Origin of the sequence: Occallatibacter sp., from assembly GCF_036502485.1 — a bacterium.
Classification (GTDB): domain Bacteria; phylum Acidobacteriota; class Terriglobia; order Terriglobales; family Acidobacteriaceae; genus Telmatobacter.
Genome location: NZ_DASXYM010000127.1, coordinates 19,240 through 46,185, shown reverse-complemented (window position 1 = coordinate 46,185; position 26,946 = coordinate 19,240). Strand labels below are relative to the sequence as shown.

Here is a 26,946-nt window from a genome sequence, read left to right as displayed (position 1 = left end):
ACGCTATGGCACAGGCGCGGCGAGCAGTCTCAAAAAAGCGACCGGCAGACGAGCAGCTGAGCAAGTATCGTTCCATGCGTGATTTTCAGGTCACACAGGAACCGAGCGGGCACAAGGCGGCTACGCCGAGGAGCGCGTCGGAGCTGCCGTTTGTGATCCAGAAACACGCTGCGAGCCGTCTGCACTATGACTTCCGGCTGGGCTGGAACGGCGTACTGAAGAGTTGGGCCGTAACCAAAGGCCCCAGCTACTTCCCAGGGGACAAGCGGTTGGCGATGGAGGTGGAAGATCATCCCATGGAATACGGCGGCTTCGAGGGCATTATCCCCAAGGGGCAGTACGGGGGCGGCACCGTGATGCTGTGGGACCGCGGTACGTGGGAGCCGCATGTGGATGTGAACGAGGGCCTGCGCAAGGGCTCGCTGAAGTTCGCCATGCATGGCGAAAAGATGAAGGGCAACTGGGCTCTGGTGCGCATGCATCCCCGCCCCGGCCAGCGCGCCGACAAGCCCGCGTGGCTGTTGATCAAGGAGCATGACGAGTTTGAGCGCGCGCGGGACGAGATGGCGATTACAGAGGAAGAGCAGAAGAGCGTGCTGACGCAGCGCGACATGGATGCAATTGCGCGAGCCGAGGATAGGGTGTGGCAGTCAAATCGTGGCGCGGAAGATGGCAAGGGCGGCGAGACGAAGGCCGCACGGAAGAAGCCGGTTGAGCGCGAGTGGTCAAAAGAACTGCGGGGCGCCAAGAAGGAGACTCTGCCGGATTTCATCGCGCCGCAACTGGCGCAGATCGCCAAGGATCCGCCCACGGGGGACAAGTGGGTTCACGAGATCAAACTCGATGGCTATCGCATCCAGGTGCGCGTCGACGCAAAAAAGCGCGCGGTGCAACTGCTCACGCGCAACGGGCTTGACTGGACGCATCGCATGAAAGAGGTGGCAGATGCGGCACTCCGGCTGCCGGTCAAGAGTGCGCTCATCGACGGCGAGGTTGTGGTGCTCAGCGCGGAAGGCACCTCAAGCTTCGCGGAACTGCAGGCGGCATTCCAGGAATCGACGAAGAGGCCGCTGACCTACTTTGCTTTCGATCTGCTGCACCTGGACGGCTACAATCTGCGCGGTCTCCCCCTTATCGAACGAAAGCGGATTTTGGGGGAAGTGCTGGAGGCAAGCGGCGAGAGCGAGACCATGCGCTTAAGCGAGCACCTGGACGGCGACGGGCGCGCAATCTTTAGCAAGGCATGCGAGCTCGGCACCGAGGGGATTATCTCCAAGCTGGCGGACGGTAAGTACTCCGAGGGCCGGGGCGGTGGCTGGCAGAAGATCAAGTGCTATCGCGAGCAGGAACTGGTGATCGGCGGATTCACTCTGCCGACGAATGGAAGCTATGGAATCGGCGCGCTGCTGCTGGGATACTATCGCGAGGGAAAGCTGATCTTCGCCGGCAAAACCGGAACAGGCTTCACGCAGAAGACGCACCGCCTGATGCGCGACAAGCTGGAGAAGCTGCGCTGCGCGAAGACTGCGTTTGCTCAGATCCCGCGCGATGCGGTGCGGGACGCCATGTGGGTGAAGCCGGAATTGGTGGCGCAGGTGAACTTCACGACGTGGACAGCGGACCATCTGGTGCGGCAGGCATCCTTCAAGGGCTTGCGGGAAGACAAACCGGCAAAGAGCGTAGTACTGGAAGACGTCGAGAGCGAAGCAGAGTCATCGGTGGACAAGCAGGTGCGCAGCGCGGCGGCACACAAGACAAGGGCGCCCAAAGCGGCCAAGAGCGCGGGCAAGTCCGTGGCAAGCGACGGCTCCAAACCGCTGCCCATCAAGTTGTCGCATCCTGACAAGGTTCTGGACGAGAGCACCGGCGTGAGCAAGGAGCAGCTGGCGCGCTACTACCTGGAGATTGCCCAAATCATGCTGCCGCACATTGCCGATCGGCCGCTCACGCTGGTGCGTTGCGTGGATGGCAGCGGGAAGCCGTGCTTCTATCAGAAGCACCGCAACCAGATGGTGAGGGGCCTGGACAGGGTGGACGTGCTGAATCGCAAGACTGGCGAGCGCGAGCCCTACATCACGCTCAGCACGCCGGAAGCCCTGGTGCAGCTTGCGCAAATCGGCGTACTCGAAGTGCATCCGTGGGGCTCAAAGAACGAGACGATGGAGCAGCCGGACCGCATTGTGATTGATCTCGATCCTGATCCCTCGATTGAATGGGCGACTGTAGTCTCAAGCGCGAAGGAAGTGCGCAAGCGCCTGCAGAAGCTGGGCTTGAAGAGCTTTGTGAAGACTACCGGAGGTAAAGGGCTGCACGTGGTGGTACCGATCCGGCCGGAGCATGAATGGCCTGCGGTGAAGGACTTCACACATCAGTTTGTGCTGAACATGGAAAGAGATTTTCCCAGCCAGTTCCTGACCAAGATGAGCAAGGCGGCCCGGGTGGGCAAGATTTTTCTGGATTACCTGCGCAACGATCGCGGGGCAACGGCGGTGGCGCCGTACTCGCCGCGGGCACGCGCCGGGCTGCCGATAGCCATGCCTCTCCGTTGGAGCGAACTCGATCAACAAGGGCCGCCACGTTTTCTGGTTTCAGACATCCAAGACTGGAGAAAGCGGCTGGCGCGCGATCCGTGGAAGGAAATGCTCAGGCTGGATCAACCGCTCAGGCTGGGCTGATTCTCTTCCGTAACTCGGCATGAAAATGAAACATCCCACGGGCAGGCGTGAAGCCGATGCTCTCTTTGTGACCCAACCAGGTGACTCGATGCGACGTGTTCCTCAATCGACATACCGGCTGCAGTTGAACAAGCAGTTCAAGTTCAACGATGCGTCCGCCATTGCCGGTTATCTGAAAGATCTCGGCGTAACTCACGTTTATTGTTCTCCCTATCTGCAGGCCGCGCCAGGCAGCATGCACGGCTATGACGTCGTGGATCACGAGAAGGTGAATGAGGAACTGGGCGGCGAGGAAGGGCACCAACGTTTTTGCGAACGGCTGCGGGAACTGAGCCTGGGCCAGGTGCTTGATATCGTGCCTAACCACATGGCCATCGGCCCGTGGAATCGCTACTGGTGGGACGTGCTCGAGAACGGGCCATCGAGCTGTTACGCAACATGGTTCGACATTGACTGGAACTCCGCCGAGGTGAAGCTCAAAAACAAGATTCTCATCCCGGTGCTCGGCGATCAGTATGGCAAGGTGCTTGCGGCGGGCGACATCAAGATCGAGCAGGAGGGAGAGAGTTTCCGCGTCCGATACTTTGACCATTCCCTACCGATTGCGCCCCGCTCTCTGGGAAATGTTCTCAAGATGGCGGCCCAGAACCTGCAGGAGAACACAATCGGATTTCTCGCGGACAGCCTGGCGCGATTGCCCGTGCCGGATTCTACCGATCCTGCGCTGGTGCAGGAACGGCAGCGCGACAAGGACGTGATCTACGCGATGCTGGCGCGTGCGTGCGCCGAAAAGCCGGCGACCTGCGAGGCGATCTCGAGAGCCATTGCAACCATCAACGCTGACGTCAATCTGCTGGATGATCTGCTGAATCAGCAGAACTACAGGCTCGCGTACTGGCGCACAGCGGATCAGGAACTGGGATACCGCAGATTCTTTGACGTCAACACGCTTATCGGGCTGCGCATGGAGCGGCAGCATGTATTCGATGCGACCCACGCCCGCATTCTGGAGTGGGTGCGGAGCGGCGTGCTGGACGGCATCCGCGTCGATCATCCTGACGGGCTGCGCGATCCACAGCAGTATTTCGATCGTTTACGCGCACAAGCCGGAGACGCGTGGATCATCGGTGAAAAGATACTGGAGCCGGGAGAATGGCTTCGCGAGCAGTGGCGGATCGATGGAACGAGCGGCTACGACTTCCTGAACGTGTGCAACAACCTGCTGATGCATCCTGAAGGGCTGCGCGAGTTCAGCGCGATATATGGTGAGTTCACGGACAGGACGCTCAGTTTTGAAGACATGGTGCACGATAAGAAGCTCAGCGTAGAGCAGGAGGCGCTGGGAAGCGACGTGAACCGGTTAGCGAGTCTCTTCGTGGAGATATGCGAGGGCAATCGCGACCGGCGCGATTACACGCGCGCGGAGATACGGCGCGCCATTCGCGAGGTTGCGGCGGCGTTCTCGATTTATCGAACCTATGTGGTGGCGGAGCGGAACGAGATCACGGATCAGGATCGTGAGCATATCCACGCAGCAGTGGTCAGGGCAAAGGAGAACCGCCAGGACGTTGATGCCGGGCTCTTTGATTTCATGGAGGACGTTCTGACCCTGCGATACCGTGGCGTGCTGGAAAGCGAGTTTCTGCTTCGGTTCCAGCAGTTCACGTCGCCGGTGATGGCCAAGGGAGTGGAAGACACGGCGTTCTACTGCTTCAACCGCATGATCGGACTGAATGAAGTGGGGGGCGCGCCGGCAATCGATGGCATGAGCATTGATCAGTTCCACGGGTACTGCGAGCACATGCAGGCGAAACATCCGTTGAGCATGACGACGCTGGCGACGCATGATACCAAGCGCTGCGATGATGTGCGCGCACGGCTCGCGGCTCTGACGGAGATACCCGCGCGCTGGAAGACCGCGCTGCAGCGGTGGGCCAAGATGAATGCGCGCTTCAAGACGAAGGGTTTGCCGGACAGAAACACGGAGTATTTTCTTTACCAGACGATGATTGGCGCATGGCCTATCTCCGAAGAGCGGCTGCAGGCTTACATGGTGAAGGCCGTGCGCGAAGCCAAGGAGCAGACGACCTGGACGCAGCAGAACAAAGAGTTCGAAGACGCGCTGCAGGCGTTCATCGCGCAGATTCACACGTGTCGCGAGTTCCTTGCCGATCTCGAAGCACTGGTGGGCCGGGTGGATCACCCGGGGCACATCAACAGCCTGGCGCAGACGCTTCTGCATTACACGGCTCCAGGGGTTCCCGACACGTATCAGGGAGGCGAGCTCTGGGATTACAGGCTGGTCGATCCCGATAATCGCACTCCGGTGGATTATGAGCAGCGGCAATCGATGCTCAGTGCTCTAAAGGCTGGAATGCCGGTGGAAGAGATCATGAAGCACGAAGACGCGGGCATGCCCAAGCTCTGGGTAGTGCATTGCACGCTCAGTCTGCGTCGCGAGCATCCGCAGTGGTTCGGTGAGGAAGCAGCCTACGAGCGGCTGCTCGTGAGCGGGGCAAAAGCGGAACATGCGGTGGCGTTTATGAGGGGTGATCGCGTGGCAACGGTGGTTCCGCGCTGGCCCATCAAGCTGGGTGACAGCTGGGCCGGAACCACAATTTCGCTTCCTCAGGGAAAATGGGCCAATTTGCTCACAGGGGACGTAATAGATGGCGGCCCGATTCGCATCCAAGCGCTGTTGCGGCGTTTTCCCGTCGCACTGCTGATAAAAAATTCGGAGTGAGCTGATGCACAGGTTTAAAGTTTGGGCACCGCTGGTAGGGAAACTGGAGGTGGAGGCGGGAGGCGTGCGCGCCGCGATGCAAGGTCCTGATGAGCACGGATGGTGGGTGGCAGATGTGGAAGCGGCGGGGCCGGGTTCTGACTACGGCTTCGTCATAGGCGAGGATGAGAAGGCGTATCCCGATCCGCGGTCGCAGTGGCAGCCGAACGGAGTGCATGGGCTCTCGCGTGTGTACGATCAGAGCGCGTTTGGGTGGACTGACGCTGGGTTTCAGGCCAAACCGCTGGCCAGCGCCGTCATGTACGAGTTGCACATCGGAACGTTCACGCAGGAGGGCACGCTCGACGCGGCGATTGAAAAGCTGGATGCGCTGAAGGAGCTGGGAATCACGCATGTGGAGTTGATGCCTGTAAATGCCTTCGAGGGTCGACACGGCTGGGGGTATGATGGCGTGGCACTATTCGCCGTGCAAGACTCTTATGGCGGGCCCGACGCACTCAAGCGCTTCGTGAACGCGGCGCATGAAAAGGGTCTGGCCGTGCTGCTGGACGTAGTCTATAACCACTTTGGGCCGTCAGGAAATTACACCGGTAAGTACGGCCCCTATCTCACTGAGGCGCACCAAACACCGTGGGGCGGCGCGGTGAATTTAGAGGACACGTGGGCCAATGAGGTGCGTCGCTTCTTCTGCGATAACGCGCTGATGTGGATGGGCGCCTTTCATATCGATGGCCTGCGGCTGGACGCTGTCCATGCCTACGTGGACCGCTCGGCAATTCACTTTCTTGAGCAGCTTGCGGTGGAGACCGAAGCACTTGAGGCGACCGCGGGCCGCCGGTTGGTGCTGATTGCGGAGAGCGATCTCAACGATCCGCGGGTCGTGACAGCCCGGGAGGCCGGCGGCTACGGACTGGATGCGCAGTGGAGCGATGACTTCCATCACGCGCTGTTCACGATGCTCGAACCGGGACAAGGTGGATACTACGGCGACTTCGGCACACTGGCCCATCTGAAGAAAGCGCTCGAAGAGACGTTTGTCTACGACGGCATCTACTCGAAATACCGCAAACGCGTGCATGGAAGGCCCACGCGCCACCTGCCGCAATATCGGTTCCTTGGGTTCATCCAGAACCACGACCAGATTGGAAACCGCGCCGTGGGCGATCGGCTGCACGAGTGCGCGGGTCTTGCGCGCGCCAAAGTAGCGGCGGCGCTCGTACTCACCGGCCCGTTCGTGCCAATGCTGTTTCAGGGCGAGGAGTGGGCTGCATCTTCGCCGTTCCAGTACTTTGCGGATCACAGCGATCCGGAGCTGGCGCGCCTGGTCTCTGAAGGGCGCAAGCGTGAATTCGAGGCCTTCGGGTGGGATCCCTCTGAGGTGCCTGATCCGGAGGCGAAGGAGACCTTCGAGCGCTCAAAGCTCAACTGGCAGGAGGTCACGGAGGGCGAGCACGCCGAAATGCTGGCGTGGTACCGCGAACTCATCCGCGTGCGGAAAGCGACTCCGGCGCTGAACGACGCCGAACCGGGGCATACACGGGTCACCGTCGGTGAAGAAGGCCGATGGCTGGAAATGCAGCGCGGAAACATTCGTGTGCAGTGCAACCTCGGAACTCAGGCGCATCGGTTTCCGGCACCTGCGGGATCGGTGATTCTGCTGAGTTCAGGGGCCGGGCTGGAAGTGAAGGACGAGGGCGTGCTGGTTGAGCCCGACGGAGTCGTGATTATCCAGTCCTGAAGTGCATGATTGGCGGCCGGGTCCGTTGCCCCCTCAGCGCGCGCTCTGGGGCTCTGTCGGGCCGCCAAATTGGCGTCGAATACAACTCAGGGGACGGCAGCGCATCCTACTTCAAGAGACGCGAACCATATTGAGTGGTTTCAACCTCCGTTTATCTATTCCGGGGTGGTAAGTTCCTCGTGATCCAGGATTTGTATATGGCTGCATCTACGGTAAATATCGCTGATTTCCGCTGCCGCGGGCTGAAGGAACGCTCAACGGACACTCCGCAGGGAGCGGCGCAGAACCCGGGCGGGCTAAAAATCGTGGACCGTCAGACGGCACCCGAGGAGCGCGAGCCTGCGGTGAGCACTGCAACCGGGGACAGTCCGGCCGTGCGCGAAATCGGCGTCGGGCGCGAACCTCAGCACATGCAGCGGTTGATTCTACGTCCTGCGTTGATTTCGAGGAACCGCTCGAATCTGGTGCGCTTCAACGAGCCGCATGTAACCGTAATGAAGGTCAAGCAGCCTTATGCCATTCAGAGCTGGGCGGAGCTTGCCGATGACTACGATCACCCGCCCGCCGCGTAGAGCGCACCGTTAGAGACACAGGAGCCGCCGATCCAACTGGATCGGCGGCTCTTGTTTTAGGCGAATTCAGCGCTTGCGCAGGAAGCTACGTGCCGCGCGCAGGTCCTCAAGAAACTCCGCCGTCTGGCGGTGGCGATCATCCTCCGTGCGGGCTCTAAGTATGGAAGCGGGGTGCGCAGTGGCGAGAATGGGCGGCCATCCTTCCGCATGCTGCACCTGACCGTGGGACTTGGTGACACGAAACCCGGCGCCTAGAAGCGACTGCGCCGCCGTCGCTCCAAGGCATACGAGGAGTTGCGGTGCGACTGCGTCGACCTCGGCGCGCAGCCACGGACTACAGGCGAAGATCTCCCTGGAGTTCGGCTTTTTGTGGAGGCGGACCTTGCCGCGCGGTTCCCATTTGAAGTGCTTCACGGCATTGGTGACGTAGACTTCCTTGCGGACAATGCCGGCCTCATCCAGGCAGCGGTCGAGAAACTTGCCGGCTGGGCCTACGAAGGGATGCCCTTCTCTGTCCTCGCGGTCGCCGGGCTGCTCGCCCACGATCATCATGCGGATTTTGCCGGAAGCCGAAACATCGGCTTCACCGAAGACGGCCTGGGTGGCGTTGCGGTAAAGGTCGCATCCTTTGCAGTGCTGAACGGCGACTTGGAGGACCGGCAGGCTATGCTCGGCGGGCAGAAACTCCGCCGCACCGGGCACTTTGATCTTCTGAGACTTGAGAGTAGCCATGCAGGCGCACACCAACTATGGGACTGGGATGCGTGAGGAAGCGAGCAAGGATGCGCGAGAGGCGTTCAAGCTGCGCGCGGAATATCGAGGTTGAGCTTGCGCAGGCGGTTGGCGGAGCCCAGGGCGGCACGCAACTTGTCCTGGCTGGTGTCGCGGAGATGATCCAGGATGTCGCGATCGGCCGCGGGATCGAGACATTCTTTCGCAAGGCTGTGAAGTTCGAGCCAGTCGTGCCACTCACCAGCCTTGTCCTTGAGCTCGCCGAGAGCGTCCATGCGCTGCCGGGTGGTTTCAGGAAAAAGCTGCAGCATGTAGCGCAGTTCCTTGGCGTGGATACGGAAATCGTGGAGGTTTGCGGCGTGCAGTTTGGGCCATCGGTCCAGTTTCTCGGCCAACACCTGAGGTGCGGCGGGGCTGAGGTAGCCGTCGCGTGATCCAAGCCAACGCACGTATCGCTTGAGCACGCGGCGGGTCAGTTTAAGCTCGCTGGCGATGATCAGGTGAAGACGCGCAAGGCGTTTTTGGCGGAGCTGCGCGATGTGTTCCGTAAGGCGCACCAGGCCGTTGCTTTCGGGTTCGATTTTCAGTTGATGGAGCCGAGCGATAAAGACGTCCATGTCGCGGGCTTTTCCGGCAGCTTTGCGTATCGGCTTGATGAGTTTGAGGAGGGTGTGGGCTTGGCGATCGGACTCAGAAGAAAAGGTGTGAACGATGGCTTCGAGCTTGCGCGCGTTGGTACGCAGGCTGTGCACCTGCTCTGGGGATGGATGCGGAGGGAAATCTTTGAGCAATTTGCGAAGCTTACGCAGCGGCTTGACGGCTGACTGGGTATCCACGTCCATAGGGGAATTAGACCTCGGGACCCATCCCGGAGTTGCTAAGCGCGTGAAGGCGGGAACGAACGGCCGCACCGGCAGTTCCGGGTGTGGATAAAGAGCATATCACCGCCGATCCCAGGGCGATCAGCTTTGAGACGGAAGCACGGTGTAGCGTCGGCGAATTACCCAGAGAAGGATTCCACTGAAGGCCCAGACAGTGCCGACGATTTTGGCTTTGGGATCGAGGTTCCACCAGAGCAGGGCGCAGGTTGCGAATCCGCCGAGCGACAGGAGGATGGGGAACCACTGGGCGGCGCGTCCGTGACGCCAGCCCCAGAGCATGGAGGCAAGGTTGACTCCCATGAAGGCGAGAAGCGCGCCGAAGTTGAGCAGGTCGGCTCCCAGCGAGTAACTGAAGATCATGGCCCCGGCGAGACAGATGACGCCAATGAGGATCACGTTGTTGCGGGGAATGCGGTTTTTGGGCGACACACTGGCGAAGAAGCGGCGCGGGAGAGCGCCATCCTGGCCCATGGCGTAAAGCAGGCGTGCAGCGCCCAGTTGCGAGGCCATGCCGGAACCCACATTGGCGAGCAGAAGCGCAGCATTGACGACGGCGAAGAGGAGCGGACCACCGACGCGGCCGGAGACGTACACATAGGCGGTATTGATGTCAGGAAAAGCGGCTCCGCGCGGCCAGACGAGTTGGGCGAAGTAGACCTCGACTACCGCCAGGATGCCGGTGATCAGGCAGGTGAGAACGATGGCGCGGGGCACGGTGCGTTCAGGGTCGCGCGCTTCGTCCGTGAGTGTGGAGATGCCGTCAAACCCGATGTAAGTGAGCACGGCGGTGGCGGTCCCGCGGAGTACGGCGCTGGTGTGAAAGCTGGAAGGATTATAGAGCGGGTCAAGGAACAGTGCGGCCGACGGGTGTACGAGTGCCAGCACCCAGCGCACCGACGCAGCGAGCACCCACACAATAACCAGGCCGAGGGCTGCCGCCAGCAGGGCGTTGATGCGCGCCGAGGTTTCGATGCCGTTGCAGTTGAGGGCAGTGAAGAGGATTGCGAAGAAGGCGGCCCAGGCGACATAGGGTACCTGGGGAATGAAATTCATGGCCGCACTGGAGCACCAGATGGTGCAGATGAGCGGATTGATGATGTAGTCCATCACCAGGCACCAGCCGGTGATGTAGCCGAGGCTGGAGTGAATCTCCTTGCCCACATACAGGAACGCCGAACCACCGTGCGGGTATACACGCGCCATGCGGCCGTAGCTGATGGCGGTGAAGAGCATGGCCACAAGGGCGAGGAGGATAGTAGCGGGCACGTGGCCGCCGGACTTGTCGTAGAGCACGCCGAAGACCGGCATGGGCGCCGTTGGCTGAATCAGGATGATCCCGTAGAGGACTAGATCCCGGAAGCGCAGGCTGCGCCTGAGGCCGAGCCTCTCTGAGGTTCCGTCAGCCGCGGCCACTACTCGCCACCATGCGCTGCCGCAGCAATGACTGGCGTGAGGACGAGGGGGCTGATGTTCCATCCATCCACGTGAATCACCGTAGAATCGGGCGCGCCGTCAGGCAGGTCGGCAGTGAGAGTCGCAGATTCGCCGGGGCCGAGTTCAATCCAGTTGTCAGACCAGAGCACGGGGGCGATGAGGCCGCCGTCTGCCGTACGCGGTGCGACGCTGACCTGGAAGGCAAGCGTGTTGGATGGATTATTGAGTTGCACTGAAACGCGGCGGCTATGTCCGGCGCGTTCCAGGGTTGCGTCTGCCTTGATCTGCGCTTTGGGCAGATTCGCGAGCGCGGTGAGATCTTCATGGCGTTGGGCGGCGGTGTGCGTGTAATCCGTGCGCCCGAAATCAAACGTGGTGAGCGTGTATGGCACCCAATAGAAGTTGCGGCTGACGGTGCGGCCGCCGGAGTCAGTGAGTGCGAGTTCGATGAAGAAGATCTTCTCCGCTCCGGTTAAGAGGCTCTCAGGCAGTTCGAAGACCGTCTGCGAACTGTCGGCGCCGGCATTCAGACTGGCTTCGGCTTTGTACAAGTCTTTCCAGCCCATCCCACGCACGTGCAGGCTGGCATGCAGCCCCTCGATCGGCATGTAGGTGCTGTTGACAACCACGATGGAGCGGTCATCGTAAGAATATTGGATGTGCACCGGCTCGCAGGCCTTTTTGGCGGCGTAATAGCCGGCGCCCGTGTCGAGATAGTAGTCGTAGAGATGCCAGATCATCGACGGCCAGGCGTTGTTCAGCATCCACTGAATGACCCCGGTGGACACGTACTTATTCTTCGAGTAGGCCTCGAACATGGCGCGTTCCGAGTCATACGCCATGGTCTGCGCGGTGCGTTCGTAATCCGCGGCGGAGCTGGGCTTGGCGTAAACCGCGGCCATAGCCTCATCGAGCACCCTCAAATTGGTGAATTCACCGCCGCCGTTGTGATACGACCAGTTCGCCGAGGGCGGCCACGCTTCAGGATCGGGCAGAAATTTCGCGCGGCTCGCGAGCGAGGTGATTGCCGGGCCGGGGCTCGTCTCGGTGTTGTAGCCGAAGGCGCCCCCGTTGTGCTGATCGACATACCAGTAGCTCGGCGCTACGTAATCGTAGGGCCCCGTCATCTTGACGCCGTTAGGTCCAGCGCCGGCGGTGTTTTGCGCAGACGCCGCAGAGAGAACCGGATTGGGCCAGTGCACATCGCTTTCAACCTGCAGGTACGCGCGCTCGACGTTCGGGGGCGGCGCGTTGTCACTGCCGTTAAGCCACACGAGCAGGCTGGCATGCGAGCGCAGACGCAGCAGTTGATCGCGTAAAGACGCCGTCGCAATGGGCAGATCCTGCGGACCCCATTCGTTCCAGTGTTCCCAGTGATCGCAGCAGCACCAGCCGAGCATCACCAGGATTCCCTGCTCGTCCGTGAGGCGGAAGAAGTCCTCGGTCTCGAGCTTGCCTTCAAGGCGAATGGTGTTGAGGTGCATGTCCGCAACCATGCGGATCTGATCGCGCAAGCGGTGCCCGTCCGTGCGGAGCAGCATGTCCTGCGACCAGCCCGCTCCGCGGATCAGGATGGGCTTGCCGTTGATGCGGAACAGCCGTCCGCCGGTAGCGCTGAGCTCGGACGTGATCTCGCGGATGCCGAAGGCCACGGATTTCTCATCGGTCTTTACGCCGTGGTCGGCGAAGCTGATGTTGAGCTGCTCGAGGTGAGGCTCGCCCATCTGCGCCGGCCACCATGGCCTGGGATTACGGATGCGAAGATTCGGGAACTGCTCTGGGGAGAAAGCGACGGTTCTGTCTTCATTCGCCGCAAGGCGAACCGGCTGCTCGATGCGCACGCCGGCGACGGTGGCGCTCACAGCGCCCTGGATGTCGCGACTCGTGGCGTTGTGCAGTTCGGCGTAGACGGTGAGTTCGGCCGTGGCCAGCGACGAATCGGTAAAGTGCGTGACAGCCATGGGCGAGCGCAGCGTGACAGCACCGGTTTCGACCAGATTTACTTCACCCCAGAGGCCCATATCTTTGTCGGGCGGACAGGGGTTCCAGTCCACCCAGTTGATGCCGAGGTCTTTCTCGGTGGGCGCAAAGGTTTCGACGGCGAGGATGTTCTTCGCGCCGGGCTTCAGGGCGTCGGTCACATCGAAGTCATAGGCGCGATAGGCTCCCGCCACCTGGGTAGAGTCCGCGATTCGATGGCCGTTCACCCAGATTTCACCGCGATAGTTGATGCCGCCAAAATGCAGCCATACGCGCTGGTCGCGCGTTGCGGGGGGGGCCGTGAACTCAGTGCGATACCACCACCCACAGCGATAGGGGCTGTCTTGCGGCATGGGAAGATTGGAAAAGTTGTGGCCGATGGGATAGTTGCTGCCCGGAATGTTGCGCAGGTTCATCCCGAAATACGGATCGGGGTAGACCTTGCCGGCCACCTGCGCCGCAAGAACCGTGTTGGGAACCGTTGTCTCCAGCCAGTCGTTGGAGGCGAAACCCGGCGTCGAAATTGCAGCTCCGTCCGCCTTGACGGAACATGCTGACTGCAGCCGCCAGCCGTCATGCAGCGGAGTCGGGGTTCCCGCATGGGCGCAGGCGATGGAAAAAACGGATATCACGGCAAGGATAGGAGTTTTGAAGTTCATCGGCGCGTTCATTTCTGAACCCTCGCGAGGGCCGGACCTCTGACCGAACCGCTTGGGAACGGCATCCTCCGTATTCAGGGAGATGAAGATCGCAGCCTGGGCTTTTCACGTGGTTCGTTGTTCCTGATCAAAATAGCATAATCCAATCAACACGTTGCGCATTTTCTGGTTTTCTGCGAAGCTTTGACACAGGAAAGCCAGTTCTTCACCATGTCTCCAGAGAAGCCTACGTTCGAGCTATGTGCACCGACTCTGGCGGCCGCGGTGGCCGCAGACCGCGGGGGCGCAGACCGCATAGAGTTGTGCGCGGAGCTGCCTCTGGGCGGGATCACGCCCGGGCACACGTTGCTCGCGTCTGTACTCGCTTCCGTCTCGATTCCGGTGCATGTGCTGATCAGGCCGCGAGCGGGAGATTTTGTATTCACATCCGAGGAGTTCGCCCACATGCGCCGTCAGGTGGGAGCGGCCAAGGCCGCCGGTGCGCACGGGGTCGCGGTGGGAGTGCTCTTGCCCGAGGGCGGAGTGGACGTAAAGAGGAGCCGCGAACTCGCGGAACTGGCGCGCCCGATGAAGGTGACTTTTCATCGCGCCTTTGATGTGACGCCGGATCTGAATGAGGCTCTCGATGCCGTTATTGAAACCGGCGCTGACTATCTACTGACTTCAGGGGGAGCCGCCGACGTGGCCACCGGTGCGGCGTCGATTGCGCGCATCCGAACGCAGGCGGCAAGCCGGCTCGAAGTGATGGCGGGCGGAGGACTGCGGCTCAGCAATCTGCGCGAAGTGGTGCGCCGGGCCGGCGTCTCGTGCCTGCACGGATCGCTATCCACCCCTGTCAACGGACACCCCCGCGAGACGGATCGCCTGGAGCAGGATGTGCGTGAGGCGGTGCGGCTGCTGTGCGAAGCGTGCGCTCAGATTGCCGCTGACGCGGCGAATGAGCTGAATCATCAGCATCATTAAAAGTTGTCAGAGGTATTTGTGCTCACACGCGCAGGATCTTTGTTCCCTGGCGCTCGAAGGGGGCCAGCAATTCGGGGCTCGCTCCTGAATCGGTGATCAGCACCTGAACTTCGCCGGCCGGGCAGATGAACGCGGGGCTTACCTTGCCCAGCTTGCTTGAATCAGCCGCGATGATCACGGACTTCGATTGTTTGATCATCTTGCGATAGACCAAAGCTTCATCGGCCTCGAGCGACGTCGCTCCGCGCTCGGCATCGAAGCCGGTCACGCTGATGAAAACCTTGTCCATATACATATTGTCGAGGAAGCTGAGCGCGGCATTGCCTGCCAGCGCAAAGGACCATGGCCAAAGAACGACGCCGCCGGTGAGATAGGTGCGGATGGCGGTCTGGTTGCAGAGTTCCATGCCGATGTTGATGGCGTTGGTGACAACCTGGATCTTTTCGCGATGGCGCAGGCTGCGGCCGATATGCGTTGTGGTGGTTCCGGCAGAGAGGCCAACGGTTTCACCCGCTTCCACGAGTTCGGCGGCACCCAGTCCGATGCGGCGCTTCTCAGCGGCGTGGCGCTGCTCGCGCGCGAGGAAAGAGCTGTCGTATCGGAACGGCTCGTAGAGCAGAGGCTCCACAAGTTCTGCTCCTCCATGGGTGCGCCGGATGAGTCCGCGCGCTTCAAGCCGTGCCAAGTCGCGGCGAATGCTGGGTGCGGAAGAACCCGCGACCGCCAGCAGTTCCTCGATGGTTGCCGAACCGGAGCGAAGAAGAAGCTTGACGATTTGCTCGGAACGGCGGGTTATCGACTCGGACATGATGCGACGCGGCGTTCTCCCCTCGCTTTAAAAGGAACTGCTGCCTGGGTCGCCTAGAATCATACATGAGCGTCATCGTTTCAATCGATCTCTTTCAACGAACTGATCATTCCGAGCGGATTTTGACAGCTCGCTCCCGCACCGAGGGTCTCCGTCGTGATTTGGCGGGGCGTACCTGTAATGCAAGAATTGGCATGCTGCCAATACATCCCTCGGGAGAACAACGTGGCAAGTGCTCTACAGATGCTCAGAACTATCTTTGCGTGCGCACTGTTTGCGACTGCTCTCAGCGCCGGGTCGCAGGAAGCCCCTGCGACGATAAAGATGGATCAGGACCTGCTCGAAGTCACCGTTCCGCAGCTTCAGCAGTTTTATCGCGATCACCGATACACCGTGACGGACGTGGTGGAGTGGCACATCGCGCGCATCCGCCGCTATAACGGCACCTATGGAGCTATCGAGTACGTCGACGTGCAGGGCGCCCTGGCAACCGCGGCGCGCGAAGATGCCGAGATGAAGTCCGCAGGCACAACGACGCGCGGGCCGCTGTGGGGCGTGCCTATCGTCATCAAGGAGAACACCAGCGTCCGAGGGCTCGCAACCACCGACGGTTGGAAGGGCTACGTGATTCCCGGGCACGAGCTGATGGCGCCGAAAGATGCCACCATCGTCGCGAAGCTGCGTGCCGCCGGCGCCATCATCCTGGGCAAGAGCAACATGCCTGACTTCGCCGGTAGCGATACGAACCGCAGCACATCTTATGGCCGCACCGGCAATGCCTATGATGTGCGCTTCAGCCCCGGGGGCTCATCGGGCGGGACCGTCACGGCCGTCACCTCGAATATGGCTGTGCTGGGCAACGGCACCGATACAGGCAATTCCATCCGCATGCCCGCCGCTACGAGCGCAGTGGTTGGCGTGTTTCCCACGCGCGGACTGGTGAGCATCGCCGGGATTGCACCGCTCGACTGGCTGCTGGACAACACTGGTCCCATCGCCCGCAACGTTACCGACGCAGCCATCGCTCTCACGGTGATGGCGGGCCCCGATCCGCTGGACCCGGCGACGCTTGGATCGGCCCAGCAGGCACAGCCCGGCCCTTACACGAAATACCTCAAGCCGGACGCGCTGAAGGGAAAACGCTTCGGGGTTCCCGCTTTCATCCTGGCGGGAGCCGGCATTCCCTTTCAGGGCATTCCCGCCGCAGAAACGCCGGAACAGGCCGCGGCAGATCGTAAATCAGCGGTTCTCCCCCTCCAGCCGGAGACTCGAGCGGCTTTTATGAAGGCGGTGGAGGCGCTGCGCGCGGCCGGCGCAACCGTGGTGTTTGATGACGCCATCCTGCCAGAGAGCTTCGCAGAAACCGCCTCGCGCATTGGCACACTCCCCTACATTCGCGAAGGCACCGAGAAGTTTCTCGCGGAGTTCGGGCCGGCGCAATATCACTCGCCCGCGGAGTACGAACGCGTAGTGGGATCGCCCCTGCCGGCAACGATCATCGGAGGCGATAAGCCGGGTACGCTCTCTGCCGATTTGCGGCCCGTGGTCAAGCAACGGAGGTTCGAAGGCAATCCCCAGGCTGAAGCCGACGTGCTTGGGCCGAAGCGCCGCGCGCTCGCCATGTATGACGACACGCTCGACCGCCTGCACCTTGATGGGTATGTTTATCCCGCCATCCAGATGCCGCCGCCCGACGAGACCATGCCGCAGGATGGCGTGCTCAGCACCGGCCCGCACAGCGACACGGGCTGGGTGAACATGCTGGGGGTGCCGGCTGTTGTCGTTCCCGGAGGGTTCTATCCGAGCGGGCTCCCATTCGGCCTGGAGATCTCCGCGCGCCGCTGGCACGACGGCGACCTGCTGGGCTGGGCCTATGCCTTCGAGCAGGCTGCGCACCTGCGCAAGCCTCCAGCGCTGGTCGAAAGGGGTTTGCTGCCCATTCATCCTAAGATGTGACGCGCCAAGCTTACGCGAGGCTGAACCCGCTCTGGGTAATCGGTAGCGAGCGCACGCGCTTGCCTGTCGCAGCAAAGATTGCGTTGCACACCGCCGGAATGGCCGCGGGCATCACCGGCTCCCCAAGTCCGGTGGGTGGGTTGTCCGTGATCCGCCACGAGATGTGCATCTTCGGCGTGTGACGCATGCGGGGCAGATGGTACTGCCAGTAGTTGGTCTGCTCCACGCGGCCGCCGGCCAGCGTGATTTCCACGTTCATGTGACCGAGCGCTTCGAGGATGCCACCTTCCGCCTGTGCACGCGCGCCAGAGGGATTGATGATCTGTCTGCCCACGTCGGCAACGGCCCACACCTGGTTCACGCGTATGCGGTTCTCTGCATCTACCGCGACTTCAGCCACCTCAGCGCAATAGCCCGAGTGACAGGAGTAGGCGGCGATACCCATGCCCCTGCCGGGCGCGCGGACGCGGTTGCGCCAGTTGGACTCCTCGGCCACCTGCCTGAGGACACCCGCTAGACGCTCCGCATTGAAACCCGAAGGGCGGCCGGATCCGTTCGCGACGGGCGTGGCGAGCAGCTCAAGCTGCAGATCGAGCGGATCGCGGGCGGCCGCCAGCGCTACTTCATCCACGAACGACTGCCCCACGAACGCATAGGCATTGGCTCCCGGCGCACGCATTGGCCCGGTCCGCAGCCACAGCGGCATGGCGGAGTGACCGATCAGGTAATTGGGAACGCGGCCGGATGGGAACTCGTCCCCGCTGATGTCCGCAGTAGGCGCCGTGTGCTCGCCTTCCCCATAGGTGACGAGGTGCTGGCTCCACGCCGTCACGTGCCCCTGCGCATCGAGCCCTGCCTTGAGGCCGTGCCATCCGCCTGGGCGGAAGGCATCATGCGCAAAGTCGTCCTCGCGTGACCACATCACCTGCACGGGCGACTTTGCCTCGCGCGCGATCCACGCCGCCTCCACCATGTAGTCATTCATGAGCCGGCGGCCAAATCCCCCGCCGGCACGCACCAGGTGAACGGTGATGTCGCTCTCGGCGATTCCGAGTTGCTGCGCAACATAACGGCGCCCCTCGCCGGGTGTCTGGCTGGTGGTCCATATTTCCAGCTTGCCGCCGTTGAAGCGGGCGGTGGCGTTCTGCGGCTCTAGAGTCGCGTGATTCAGAAACGGATAGGAGTAGCTGGCTTCCACGATCTTCGCGGCATTCTGGAATGCGCTGTCGAGGTTTCCGTTAGAGCGGATGGTGTGCGCGGGAGACTGCTTCAACAGGTTCTGCGCCTGCGCTTCGAATGCCGCGCTGCTCTGCGCCGCAGCCGATGCCGAGCCGGCCACCTCATCCCACTCCACCTTGAGTGCCTTGCGTGCGGCCTGCGCCTGCCACCAGCTATCGGCCACAATGGCAATCCCCGGCTCAATGCCTGGATCGGAGCCGACGATCGGTGCCTGCTTTACGGTCCCCTCCACCACAAATGCGTGGCGCACGCCGGGCATGGTGCGGACGTGGTCGAGATTGGCTGTTTTCACCTTGCCTGCGAACACCGAGCACTTTTGGAACACGGCGTACAGCATTCCGGGCAGCTTCACATCGACGCCAAAGATGGGCTTGCCGGCGAGGATCGCGGCGTTGTCGACGTTGGGCAGCGGCTTGCCGATGATGCGGTAGTCACGCGCGTCCTTCAGCTTGATGGACGACGCATCCGACAGGGGAAGCGACGAGGCCTCTTGCGCCACTTCGCCATAGCTGACCGAACGCTGTGATGTTGCGTGATGAACCTTGCCCGCGGCAGTAGAGCACTCGCCTTCCGGCACTCCCCATCTGCGCGCCGCGGCCGTAATCATCAATTGGCGCGCCGCGGCGCCCACTCGGCGCAGAGGCTCCCAGTTCATAGGCGTCGACATGGACCCGCCCGCGAACTGCGGCCCAAAGGCGTGTTCATCGAGTTCAGCCTGGGCCACCCGCACTTGGCTCCAATCCACGTCGAGCTCTTCGGCAATCAACATGGGGAGCATGGTGCGAACGCCCTGACCGATCTCAGGATTTTTCGACTTGATCGTCACCGTGCCGTCGGAGTGGATCTCAAGAAATGCGCGGGGAGAGAGTCCCTGGCCGGCGGCCTGTTGGCCTGCTCCCATGGCGCGGGCCAGTGGCCGCTCGTAGAGTGCGAGCGCAAACCCGCCGCCCGCGAGGGCCGTCATCTGCAGAAAATGGCGCCGATTCATTGCCACGCGTCCCCTCCACTTACAGTCCAAATTCACGCTGATCAGTCGCGCAGGGCGGTCTGGCCCGCGGCGCGGTGAATTGCGCTTCGAATACGCGCATAGGTTCCGCAGCGGCAAAGGTTACCCTGCATGGCCGTGTCAATCTGCTCGTCGGTCGGGTTCGGAGTGCGGCTTAGCAGGGCGACTGCGGCCATGATCTGGCCCGACTGGCAGTATCCGCATTGCGGAACGTCCTCCTGCTGCCACGCCTTCTGCACCGGGTGGGCACCCTCCGCGGAGAGACCTTCAATGGTGGTGATCTTCGCGTTGGCTACGGCTGAAACCGGCGTGATGCATGACCGCACCGGGCGCCCGTCCACCAGAACCGTACAGGCACCGCAGGAGCCCACACCACAGCCGAATTTGGCGCCCCTCAGGTCGAGCGAATCGCGCAGTACCCACAGCAGCGGCGTGTCGGGGGAGGCCTCCACCTGGACGGTCTTTTCATTCACCGTAAGTTTCACAGACAGGCCCTCCTTGGCGGCGCTGCAACCCTCCGAGTGTCTGCGAACTGCCTGAGGATCATCAGTGACGTGGGTCACTACGAGTCTCGGTCGAGCCTGCTCAGCCAAGATTGACGGGTTTGCGTCCGCCCCAGAAGAACAGGCGCATCATGTCTGGTTGCTGCAGATCCCCGGATGGGCCCACCCCAGGATTCCACGTGGCGCATTGCGCACAGAAAGGCTCAGCCATGTCACTGGCGCTATGAATGGATGCTTTCGGAAAGGGCGCCGAAATCCCCAAGATGTACACCTGCTCCGGCAACGATGTTTCGTCGGCCGTGAGTTGGAAAGTAACGCCGCGGAATACCCAATCGCTTGCTCTGATCCTGGATGATCCCGATGCGCCCGGCGGTACGTGGACACACTGGGTTATCTGGGATATCCCGGCAGACGCAGGCGGCCTGACGGAGAGCGTTCCCACCCGTGAGAGGTTCTGGAGAATGGAGCGCGCCAAGGCAAAAACGGCTTCGGCCGCATGGGCTATGCGGGACCATGCCCGCATCCCGGCAAAGCACACCGCTACTTCTTCCGGCTCTATGGGCTGGACAAAGCACTTGAGTTGAAGGCGGGCAGCGAGCGCCGCGACTTGGAGAATGGCATGCAGCGGCACGTGCTCACACAAGCAGAATGGATGGGACTTTCCAAGGCTGACGTGATGAGTGGAGGAACTGCTTACTGGGCAGAACGCCAGGCTCGCGGCTACACGGCCGTCACACTCTTCGATGTGACTTTAGAACGCAAAAATAGGCGCCCCAGCCACACCACTCAACCCAAGGAGGAAAAACAGGAACATGAATGCCACGAGCCTGCGTGCTGCCGGCGGAGCGCCCGCGAACTCACGCCATACAAAGACGCCCCAGACCGCTGAGACCATCGTGGCGCCCTGCCCCAGAGCGTACGCAGCGGCCGGCCCGACCATCTGTGCGTAGGAGGCCACGAAGTTCGAAATCATGCCTATACCCCAGATGGCGCCCCCAAGGATTCCCCAGAAGTGGAACGCCATGGAACCGCGGAAGTAGTCGCTCATCGCGACGGGCTGCCCTGAGATCGGCTTGCGCATAAAAAGGTAGTTCACCGGGATGGTGCACGCCAGCACGCCCAGGGAGAACACAAACGCAACCGTATAAGGCCCAAGGTGATGGGGTCCGGTGGTCGCTTTGGCAACGAACGGATAGAACAGACCCATGCCGGTTCCGGCAAGAAGACTGAGCAGAATGCCTTTGCGAGTGACGCTGAGATCCTTCACCAGCTTGCGATAGGCGAAAGCATCGAGCACGATGGCGACAATCACCAACAGGATCCCGCCGAACAACAGCACTGGATTGCCCTTGGGGAGAATGATGTAATTGAGCACCGAGCCGATCACCAGCGCGAGGCCGATACCAATGGGGAACGCTACAGCCAGGCCGGCGATCGCGATGGCGGCAACCAGCAGGATGTTTGCCACATTGAAGACCGCGCCGCCCAGCAGAGCGAGGCAGAGATGTTGTCCGTCGGCTGCGCGGAGATTGGCAAGGAAGCTGTCAGGACTAGAGGAATCGGTGTTCCCCATGGTGAAGCCCAGCACCACGGCCATCAGCACGATACCCAGAACGTAATCCCAATAGAACAGCTCAAAGCGCCAGCCCCTGGCCAGCTTTTGGGTGTTGGCCCAGCTGCCCCAGCAGATCATCGTCACGATCATCATGAACAGCGCAATGGGATAAAGACTTGGTATGTACATGCCGTCCTCTTAGCGATGGATCAACTCGGCAACGCGGGTCATCGTCGTCACCTGTTCTTCGGGGATTCGTCCCGTGTTGTCAGGCGTGAGATTCAAAAGCAGGTTGGCGTTGCTGCCCATGCAAATCTCGTAAGACTTCGCGATCACTTCGGCGGGCTGTGTCTTGTACCAAGGATGCCAGAACCAGGTGTGCATCCACGGCATGGGCGGATACACCGGCCCCGTAGGCAGCCACGTCTCGAAGGGCATGTAGTACTGCTTCCCCTCAAACTTGACGTGGGGATCATGACCATCCAGCGGCGGCAGCGTATCCTCTCCGTTGATCACATCGCATGGCCAGCTTGCCTTCTCGGAGGAGCGCCCCTGGTTGACCCGGCTCTGCCTGAAGCCCTGGTTCATCACGATGATGCAATCCGGACTATGCTGCTTCACCAGGCTGTAGAGTTCGGCGCGCTGTTCCGGTTTCAGCTTCCACGTTATGTCGAATAGCTGATAGAACGTGTTCGGATAGAGGGAATGCAATTCGGCCACGTGCCGCTTTATGGTGTTGAAATACTGATCCGAGATCAGCGAGTCCCAATCGAACTTCTCGAATGTGCCCTCGTTATGCGGATCGAGGATGCAGTAGTAGAAGCCGGCTTTGAGTCCGAACTCGTTACAGGCATCCACGAACGCGCGCACCACGTCCGTCTTGTTGCCGCTGTTGGCAACGCTATAGTCATAGCCCTTGGACGGCCAAAGTGTGAATCCCGACATGTACTTTGCAACCAGGATCGCGTATTTTGCGCCGAGGCTGTGCGCTACCTTGATCCATTGCCGGACGTTGAGGTGCGTGGGATTGTAGGTGCTGGCGGGCACTCTGCCAACATCGTAGTCGTCGCCCGTAAAGTTGGGCATGCCGAAGTGGAAGGAGCAGCCGAACCGCAGCTTCTGATAGGCGTCGAGGGCTGGGGTCAACTCAGTTGCGGGACCAACCGGCGGCGCCACAGTTGCAAAGGACGGGGTCATTCCATTCAGGGCCGCTCCGATTGCCGGGGCTGTGATGAACTTGAGCACGCTGCGTCGATTCACCAGAACTTCTCCTTGCGTGCACCTTGATTCTTCTCTCTCAAGAAACCCGCCAGCATCCCGGCTCACCCTTCAGTTCGTCCCAGTGAGATGTGCGAACGCACAGTGTTGCCGCAGGCTTGAAAGCTTTCAGAGAACGGGATGAATCTACATGCTGGCGATTTGCATGTCAAGACAGGTAAAGGGACGCTGTCGAGTTTATCCCCAGGTCGGTCATCCGACGCGCGTTCACGCCAGTGCAGCTGCTTCCCGAGCCTTGCGCGATCGAATTCGTTCAGCTCCGAGCGGCGGCGCCACCGACTCGCGAATGCGAAGCTCTGTGTTGAGCACAACCTGACGTACCGGACTGTCAACCTTCGCCAGCCGATCCAGCGCCAACTGCACGGCGGTCGCTCCAAGCTGATAGGGCGATTGATACACAGAGGTGAGTTGCGGGGTGGTAATGTCCGCAAGATCAAGACCATCAAAACCGATCAGCGAGATATCCTCCGGACAGCGCAGCTTTGCCTCTCGTATGGCCATCAGCGCTCCCAGCCCAATCAAGTCGTTGCAGGCCAGAATCGCGGTTGGCCTGGGCACCATGCGCATCAAAATCTTGGCCTTCGCGTACCCGCCGGCCCTATCAAAAGTGGTCTCTTGCAGGTAGCCCGGAGGCAGTTGGAGACCTGCCTTACGCACCGCTCTCTTGAATCCCTTCAGCCGATCCTGCGAGTTGGTCAGGTGCAGAGGGCCTGTGATCGCCGCCAAATGGCGATGGCCAAGCCCGATAAGGTACGAGGTTGCATGAAACGCGCCGCCGTCATTATTGATCGTGACGCTGTCGCCATCCCAGTTGCGCGGAGTTCTGTCGACGCATACCACAGCCGATCCCGCTTTGCGGAAAGAGTCGGTCTCCCCCACCAGTTCGCTGAAATCCGAGGGAATGACGATCAGCCCCGAAGGCAGGTACGCCAGCAGTGCCCTCAGATGGGCCACTTCTTTGTCATGATCGTTGTCTGTATTGCACAGCACCAGGCGATAGCCGTTTGCAAATGCGATATCTTCCGCTCCCCGCACCACGCCGGGAAAAAACGGATTCAGGATGTCAGGAATGATCATTGCAAGGATGTCGGTCTTGTCCTTGCGCAGGCCCCGCGCCAGTTGACTCGGCTGATAGCCAGTCTGGCGAATCGCTTCTAGAACCCGGTTGCGCAGCGGTTCGCGCACCTTCACCGTGTTATTCAAAACATGGGATACGGTGCCGAGGGAAACACCCGCGAGCTTCGCAATCTGCTTCATGTTGGCCATGGCTGTGCCTCTTTTCAGTCCTGCAGTGCGCTGTTCCTGTTCGCGAACAGCACGCGGGCCCATGGACAGTGCCTTGAATGCTTTCACGAAAGCATACCAGAGATGCAGATTCCGTCATGCAGCAGGCGGCCGCTAAATCTTCTCCAGGTTCGCGAACTTCTCAATCAGCTTCTTCATGCCATGGCGCGTGAACATCACCGTGATCTTTGCGTCCTCGCCGTCTCCCTCGCGCATCAGAACCGTGCCTTCGCCGTATTTCGAGTGCCGCACGCGCTGGCCCTTGTTCAGCCCGCTTGCTCCCCTCGACTCGGGAATATCCATGGCCGGCCGAGCGAACGAACCCGGCTTCACCACTCCCTTGCCACCGAAAAAACGGGCGATGTTGTCAATGGAATCGGCGTTGGGTGGCGGAGTCGACGACGCCTTGTTGCCAGCGCTTACGCCCTTGCTGTAGGTCAGCCGGGGAGTTTCCTGGCTTTCGTTTTCATAGTCGAAATGGCGATCGCCGTATTCCTGCGAGGCGCGTCTCTGCTGGCCATAGGCTGAACTTCCGCCGGCCCAGGCCAGTGCGCGATGGCTCAGATTCTCGACCAGCGCCGGGGGGACCTCTTCAAGGAATCGCGATGGAATACTCTGCTCCGGCGCATCGTTGCCATAGCGCCGGCGGTACTGCGCCCGCGTCATAACGAGGGTATTCATAGCCCGCGTCATGCCCACGTAACAGAGACGCCGTTCCTCTTCCAGTTCCTCCGGATTGTTCAGCGTGCGGGAGTGCGGGAACAAGCCTTCCTCCATGCCGGCGAGAAACACCAGCGGAAACTCCAGGCCTTTGGCTGCGTGCAGCGTCATAAGGGTCACGCGCGCGTCCGGGTCGAACTGGTCCGTGTCCGATGCCAATGCGGCGTGATCAAGAAATTCCGCCAGCGTCTCGCCGCGCACCTCGGCATCGTGCGCTGCATTCGCAAGTTCCTTCAGGTTTTCAATGCGGCTGAACGCCTCGGGCGATCCCTCCGCCTCAAGCGCTTTGATGTAGCCGGTGCGATCGTTCAGAAATCGGATCAACTCCGGCAGTGTAGCCGCATCGCCGGGCGCGCGGAATCCCTCCATCCGCTCCCCGCCGCCCGCCTCTCCGCCATTCGCGGGCTCCGGATTCAGCTTCGCTGCCTTCGTCGTCCAACCCTTCGAAGCCGACGCTGTCTTCTCCTCGGCAGCGCTCGTCTGCTTCGGCATCTTCAGGAACGGCTTCTTCGGCTCTGCAGCGAAGGGAGAAAAGCTCGTGAGATCGAGCAGCGACATCTGGTTCTCATTGCCGCCAAAGTTGAAGTCGACCGCCTCCGCATCCGCGAGAGCCTCGTTCGCTTCGGCGTCCGGCTCAGCTGCCCCAAACGAGAAGTCCGTATCCACATCCTCGTCGTTGCTCGCCGCAATGTCAGCCGACAATTTGCCCGCGAAATCGGGATCCATCATGGCCTGCGCATCGGTAATGAGAGTGCGGAATGAATCGAGCGCCATGAGCGCCCGCGTGGGAATCAGCTTGTTCTGGACCGCCGCCGCAATGGCATCCCACGTGGACGTACCCGTTTCGAGAGCGAGCCGTTCCAGTGTCGCCAAGGTCGTCGCGCCGATGCCGCGCGCCGGCGTGTTGATCACCCGCTGCAGCGCCATGGAGTCATGCGGATTGCGCACCAGACGCAGATAACCCATCATGTCTTTAACTTCAGCGCGCTCATAGAAACTGAATCCGCCCACCATGGTGTAGCGGATGTTGTAGCGCCGTAAGGACTCTTCCACCAGACGCGACTGTGAGTTGGTGCGATAGAGAACGGCGCACCGGCCCTGCTCGCCCTCTTCGTTGACTTCGCGCAGAAATTTCTGGATGCGGTTGGCGATGAACAGAGCTTCATTCTCGCCGTCCGGCGCTTCGTAGTACCCGATCAGCGAGCCGCCCTGACGATCGGTCCATAGCTTCTTGCCCTTGCGCCGCAAATTGTTTGCGACCACCGCCCCCGCTGCTTCAAGAATGTTCTGCGTGGACCGATAGTTCTGTTCCAGGCGAACGATCTTGGCATTCGGGAACTCCTTCTCGAAATCGAGAATGTTCTTGATGTCGGCCCCGCGCCATGAGTAGATGCTTTGGTCCTCATCGCCCACCGCGCACACATTCTGCTTCTCGCCGGCAAGGAGTTTCATGATCTCGTACTGGGGACGATTCGTATCCTGGTATTCATCCACCAGCAGGTAGAGATACCTGCGCTGATAGCGCTCGCGAACCTCGGACGAGACCTTCAGAAGGCGGACCGCCTCCAGCAAAAGGTCGTCGAAATCCAGCGCGTTGTTCTTTTTCAGATCCGCCTTGTACCCCTGGTAAATGTGGGCGATGCGCTCGTTGTTCGGGTCCTTGGAGCCGAGATAATACTCCTGCGGATCGACCATATGATTCTTCGCCCAGGAGATCCGTCCTAACACCGTTCGCGGCGTCAATTGCTTCGTGTCGATCCCCATGCGGCGCATGATCTGCTTGACGATGTTCGATTGATCGTTCTCGTCGTAAATGGCGAAACTCCGCGTAAGCCCTTCATTCCCCACCTTCAGCGCCTCGATGTCGCGGCGCAACATGCGCACGCACAGCGAGTGAAAGGTGGAGATCAGCGGCTTTTGCACGGATGCGTGCCCAATCAGCCGGTCCACGCGCTCCGCCATCTCCGCGGAGGCCTTGTTGGTAAACGTGACAGCCAGAATCGAGTCGGGCGCCACGCCCTTCTCGGAGATGAGCCATGCAATACGCGCCGTGATCACGCGGGTCTTTCCTGACCCCGCGCCGGCAAGAATCAACAGCGGCCCTTGCGTCGCTTCGACGGCCTCGCGTTGTTGAGGATTCAGCTTTGCAATGAGTGATGACAAGAATACAGATCCGGAGGGAAACGCCCTTCTCCCAGTTTACCTGCTGGCGGATTCGTT

At 61.0% G+C, this 26,946-nt stretch carries 18 protein-coding genes and 2 pseudogenes; 9 read left to right on the top strand and 11 right to left on the bottom strand.

Features of this window, described 5'->3' with window-relative positions:
- Nucleotides 1-5: 5 nt before the first annotated feature.
- The 4 genes from ligD to VGL22_RS16555 all read left to right on the top strand — a co-directional run bounded on the left by ligD (nucleotide 6) and on the right by VGL22_RS16555 (nucleotide 7,728).
- Entirely contained in the window at nucleotides 6-2,675 is a 2,670-nt protein-coding gene (gene ligD / locus VGL22_RS16570) for a DNA ligase D (RefSeq protein ID WP_465268050.1), read from the top strand.
- Between the two features lie 88 nt (nucleotides 2,676-2,763).
- A complete protein-coding gene (gene treY, locus VGL22_RS16565) occupies nucleotides 2,764-5,418 on the top strand; it encodes a malto-oligosyltrehalose synthase (RefSeq protein ID WP_465268049.1) in 2,655 nt (884 codons plus the stop codon).
- 4 nt (nucleotides 5,419-5,422) lie between these two features.
- Nucleotides 5,423-7,156 carry a malto-oligosyltrehalose trehalohydrolase gene (gene treZ, locus VGL22_RS16560; RefSeq protein ID WP_465268048.1) on the top strand — a complete coding sequence of 578 codons (1,734 nt, stop codon included), beginning with the start codon at nucleotides 5,423-5,425 and terminating at the stop codon, nucleotides 7,154-7,156.
- 197 nt (nucleotides 7,157-7,353) lie between these two features.
- Entirely contained in the window at nucleotides 7,354-7,728 is a 375-nt protein-coding gene (locus VGL22_RS16555) for a hypothetical protein (RefSeq protein WP_465268047.1), read from the top strand.
- Nucleotides 7,729-7,794: 66 nt separating this feature from the next.
- Here VGL22_RS16555 and VGL22_RS16550 read toward each other — a convergent pair whose 3' ends face one another.
- Complete coding sequence (locus tag VGL22_RS16550) at nucleotides 7,795-8,460, bottom strand: UdgX family uracil-DNA binding protein (RefSeq protein WP_465268046.1); 666 nt, start codon at nucleotides 8,458-8,460, stop codon at nucleotides 7,795-7,797.
- Nucleotides 8,461-8,525: 65 nt separating this feature from the next.
- Complete coding sequence (locus VGL22_RS16545; protein WP_465268069.1) at nucleotides 8,526-9,173, bottom strand: CHAD domain-containing protein; 648 nt, start codon at nucleotides 9,171-9,173, stop codon at nucleotides 8,526-8,528.
- Here VGL22_RS16545 and VGL22_RS16540 point away from each other — a divergent pair.
- Nucleotides 9,138-9,284, top strand: coding sequence for a hypothetical protein (locus tag VGL22_RS16540; RefSeq protein ID WP_465268070.1), 147 nt, complete (start codon nucleotides 9,138-9,140; stop codon nucleotides 9,282-9,284). The two genes, VGL22_RS16545 and VGL22_RS16540, sit on opposite strands and share 36 nt — an antisense overlap.
- A 138-nt stretch (nucleotides 9,285-9,422) precedes the next feature.
- Here VGL22_RS16540 and VGL22_RS16535 read toward each other — a convergent pair whose 3' ends face one another.
- Both VGL22_RS16535 and VGL22_RS16530 read right to left on the bottom strand, forming a co-directional pair.
- The gene (locus VGL22_RS16535) at nucleotides 9,423-10,754 is read right to left on the bottom strand and encodes an APC family permease (protein ID WP_465268045.1); all 1,332 of its coding nucleotides are present in this window, start codon (nucleotides 10,752-10,754) and stop codon (nucleotides 9,423-9,425) included.
- Nucleotides 10,754-13,426, bottom strand: a complete 2,673-nt coding sequence (locus VGL22_RS16530; protein ID WP_465268044.1) for a glycoside hydrolase family 2 protein — start codon at nucleotides 13,424-13,426, stop codon at nucleotides 10,754-10,756. Before VGL22_RS16530 ends, VGL22_RS16535 begins: the two co-directional genes overlap by 1 nt.
- A gap of 198 nt (nucleotides 13,427-13,624) precedes the next feature.
- On the opposite strand from VGL22_RS16530, the gene VGL22_RS16525 reads away from it, so the two are divergent.
- Nucleotides 13,625-14,377, top strand: a complete 753-nt coding sequence (locus VGL22_RS16525) for a copper homeostasis protein CutC (RefSeq protein ID WP_465268043.1) — start codon at nucleotides 13,625-13,627, stop codon at nucleotides 14,375-14,377.
- 22 nt (nucleotides 14,378-14,399) lie between these two features.
- Here the strand turns inward: VGL22_RS16525 and VGL22_RS16520 are convergent, their stop codons facing one another.
- Entirely contained in the window at nucleotides 14,400-15,185 is a 786-nt protein-coding gene (locus VGL22_RS16520; RefSeq protein WP_465268042.1) for a DeoR/GlpR family DNA-binding transcription regulator, read from the bottom strand.
- Between the two features lie 324 nt (nucleotides 15,186-15,509).
- Between VGL22_RS16520 and VGL22_RS16515 the strand changes: the two genes are divergently transcribed.
- The gene (locus VGL22_RS16515) at nucleotides 15,510-17,141 is read left to right on the top strand and encodes an amidase (RefSeq protein WP_465268068.1); all 1,632 of its coding nucleotides are present in this window, start codon (nucleotides 15,510-15,512) and stop codon (nucleotides 17,139-17,141) included.
- Between the two features lie 10 nt (nucleotides 17,142-17,151).
- Here the strand turns inward: VGL22_RS16515 and VGL22_RS16510 are convergent, their stop codons facing one another.
- Complete coding sequence (locus tag VGL22_RS16510; protein WP_465268041.1) at nucleotides 17,152-19,368, bottom strand: xanthine dehydrogenase family protein molybdopterin-binding subunit; 2,217 nt, start codon at nucleotides 19,366-19,368, stop codon at nucleotides 17,152-17,154.
- A 41-nt stretch (nucleotides 19,369-19,409) separates the two neighbouring features.
- Nucleotides 19,410-19,871 (bottom strand): (2Fe-2S)-binding protein, encoded by a 462-nt coding sequence (locus tag VGL22_RS16505; protein ID WP_465268040.1) that lies wholly within the window; start codon nucleotides 19,869-19,871, stop codon nucleotides 19,410-19,412.
- A 245-nt stretch (nucleotides 19,872-20,116) separates the two neighbouring features.
- On the opposite strand from VGL22_RS16505, the pseudogene VGL22_RS16500 reads away from it, so the two are divergent.
- A pseudogene (locus tag VGL22_RS16500) lies at nucleotides 20,117-20,338 on the top strand (YbhB/YbcL family Raf kinase inhibitor-like protein); the annotation flags it as partial.
- 47 nt (nucleotides 20,339-20,385) lie between these two features.
- Nucleotides 20,386-20,487: pseudogene (locus VGL22_RS16495) on the top strand (hypothetical protein); the annotation flags it as partial.
- 153 nt (nucleotides 20,488-20,640) lie between these two features.
- On the opposite strand, the gene VGL22_RS16490 reads toward VGL22_RS16495, so the two are convergent.
- The 4 genes from VGL22_RS16490 to VGL22_RS16475 form a co-directional block, all read right to left on the bottom strand.
- Entirely contained in the window at nucleotides 20,641-21,633 is a 993-nt protein-coding gene (locus tag VGL22_RS16490; protein ID WP_465268039.1) for a GRP family sugar transporter, read from the bottom strand.
- 9 nt (nucleotides 21,634-21,642) lie between these two features.
- On the bottom strand, nucleotides 21,643-22,704 hold the full coding sequence (locus VGL22_RS16485; protein WP_465268038.1) for an alpha-L-fucosidase: 1,062 nt from the start codon (nucleotides 22,702-22,704) through the stop codon (nucleotides 21,643-21,645).
- A gap of 225 nt (nucleotides 22,705-22,929) precedes the next feature.
- Nucleotides 22,930-23,988: a LacI family DNA-binding transcriptional regulator gene (locus VGL22_RS16480; protein WP_465268037.1), complete on the bottom strand. Its 1,059-nt coding sequence runs from the start codon at nucleotides 23,986-23,988 to the stop codon at nucleotides 22,930-22,932.
- A 132-nt stretch (nucleotides 23,989-24,120) separates the two neighbouring features.
- Complete coding sequence (locus tag VGL22_RS16475; RefSeq protein ID WP_465268036.1) at nucleotides 24,121-26,889, bottom strand: ATP-dependent helicase; 2,769 nt, start codon at nucleotides 26,887-26,889, stop codon at nucleotides 24,121-24,123.
- Nucleotides 26,890-26,946 lie beyond the last annotated feature (57 nt).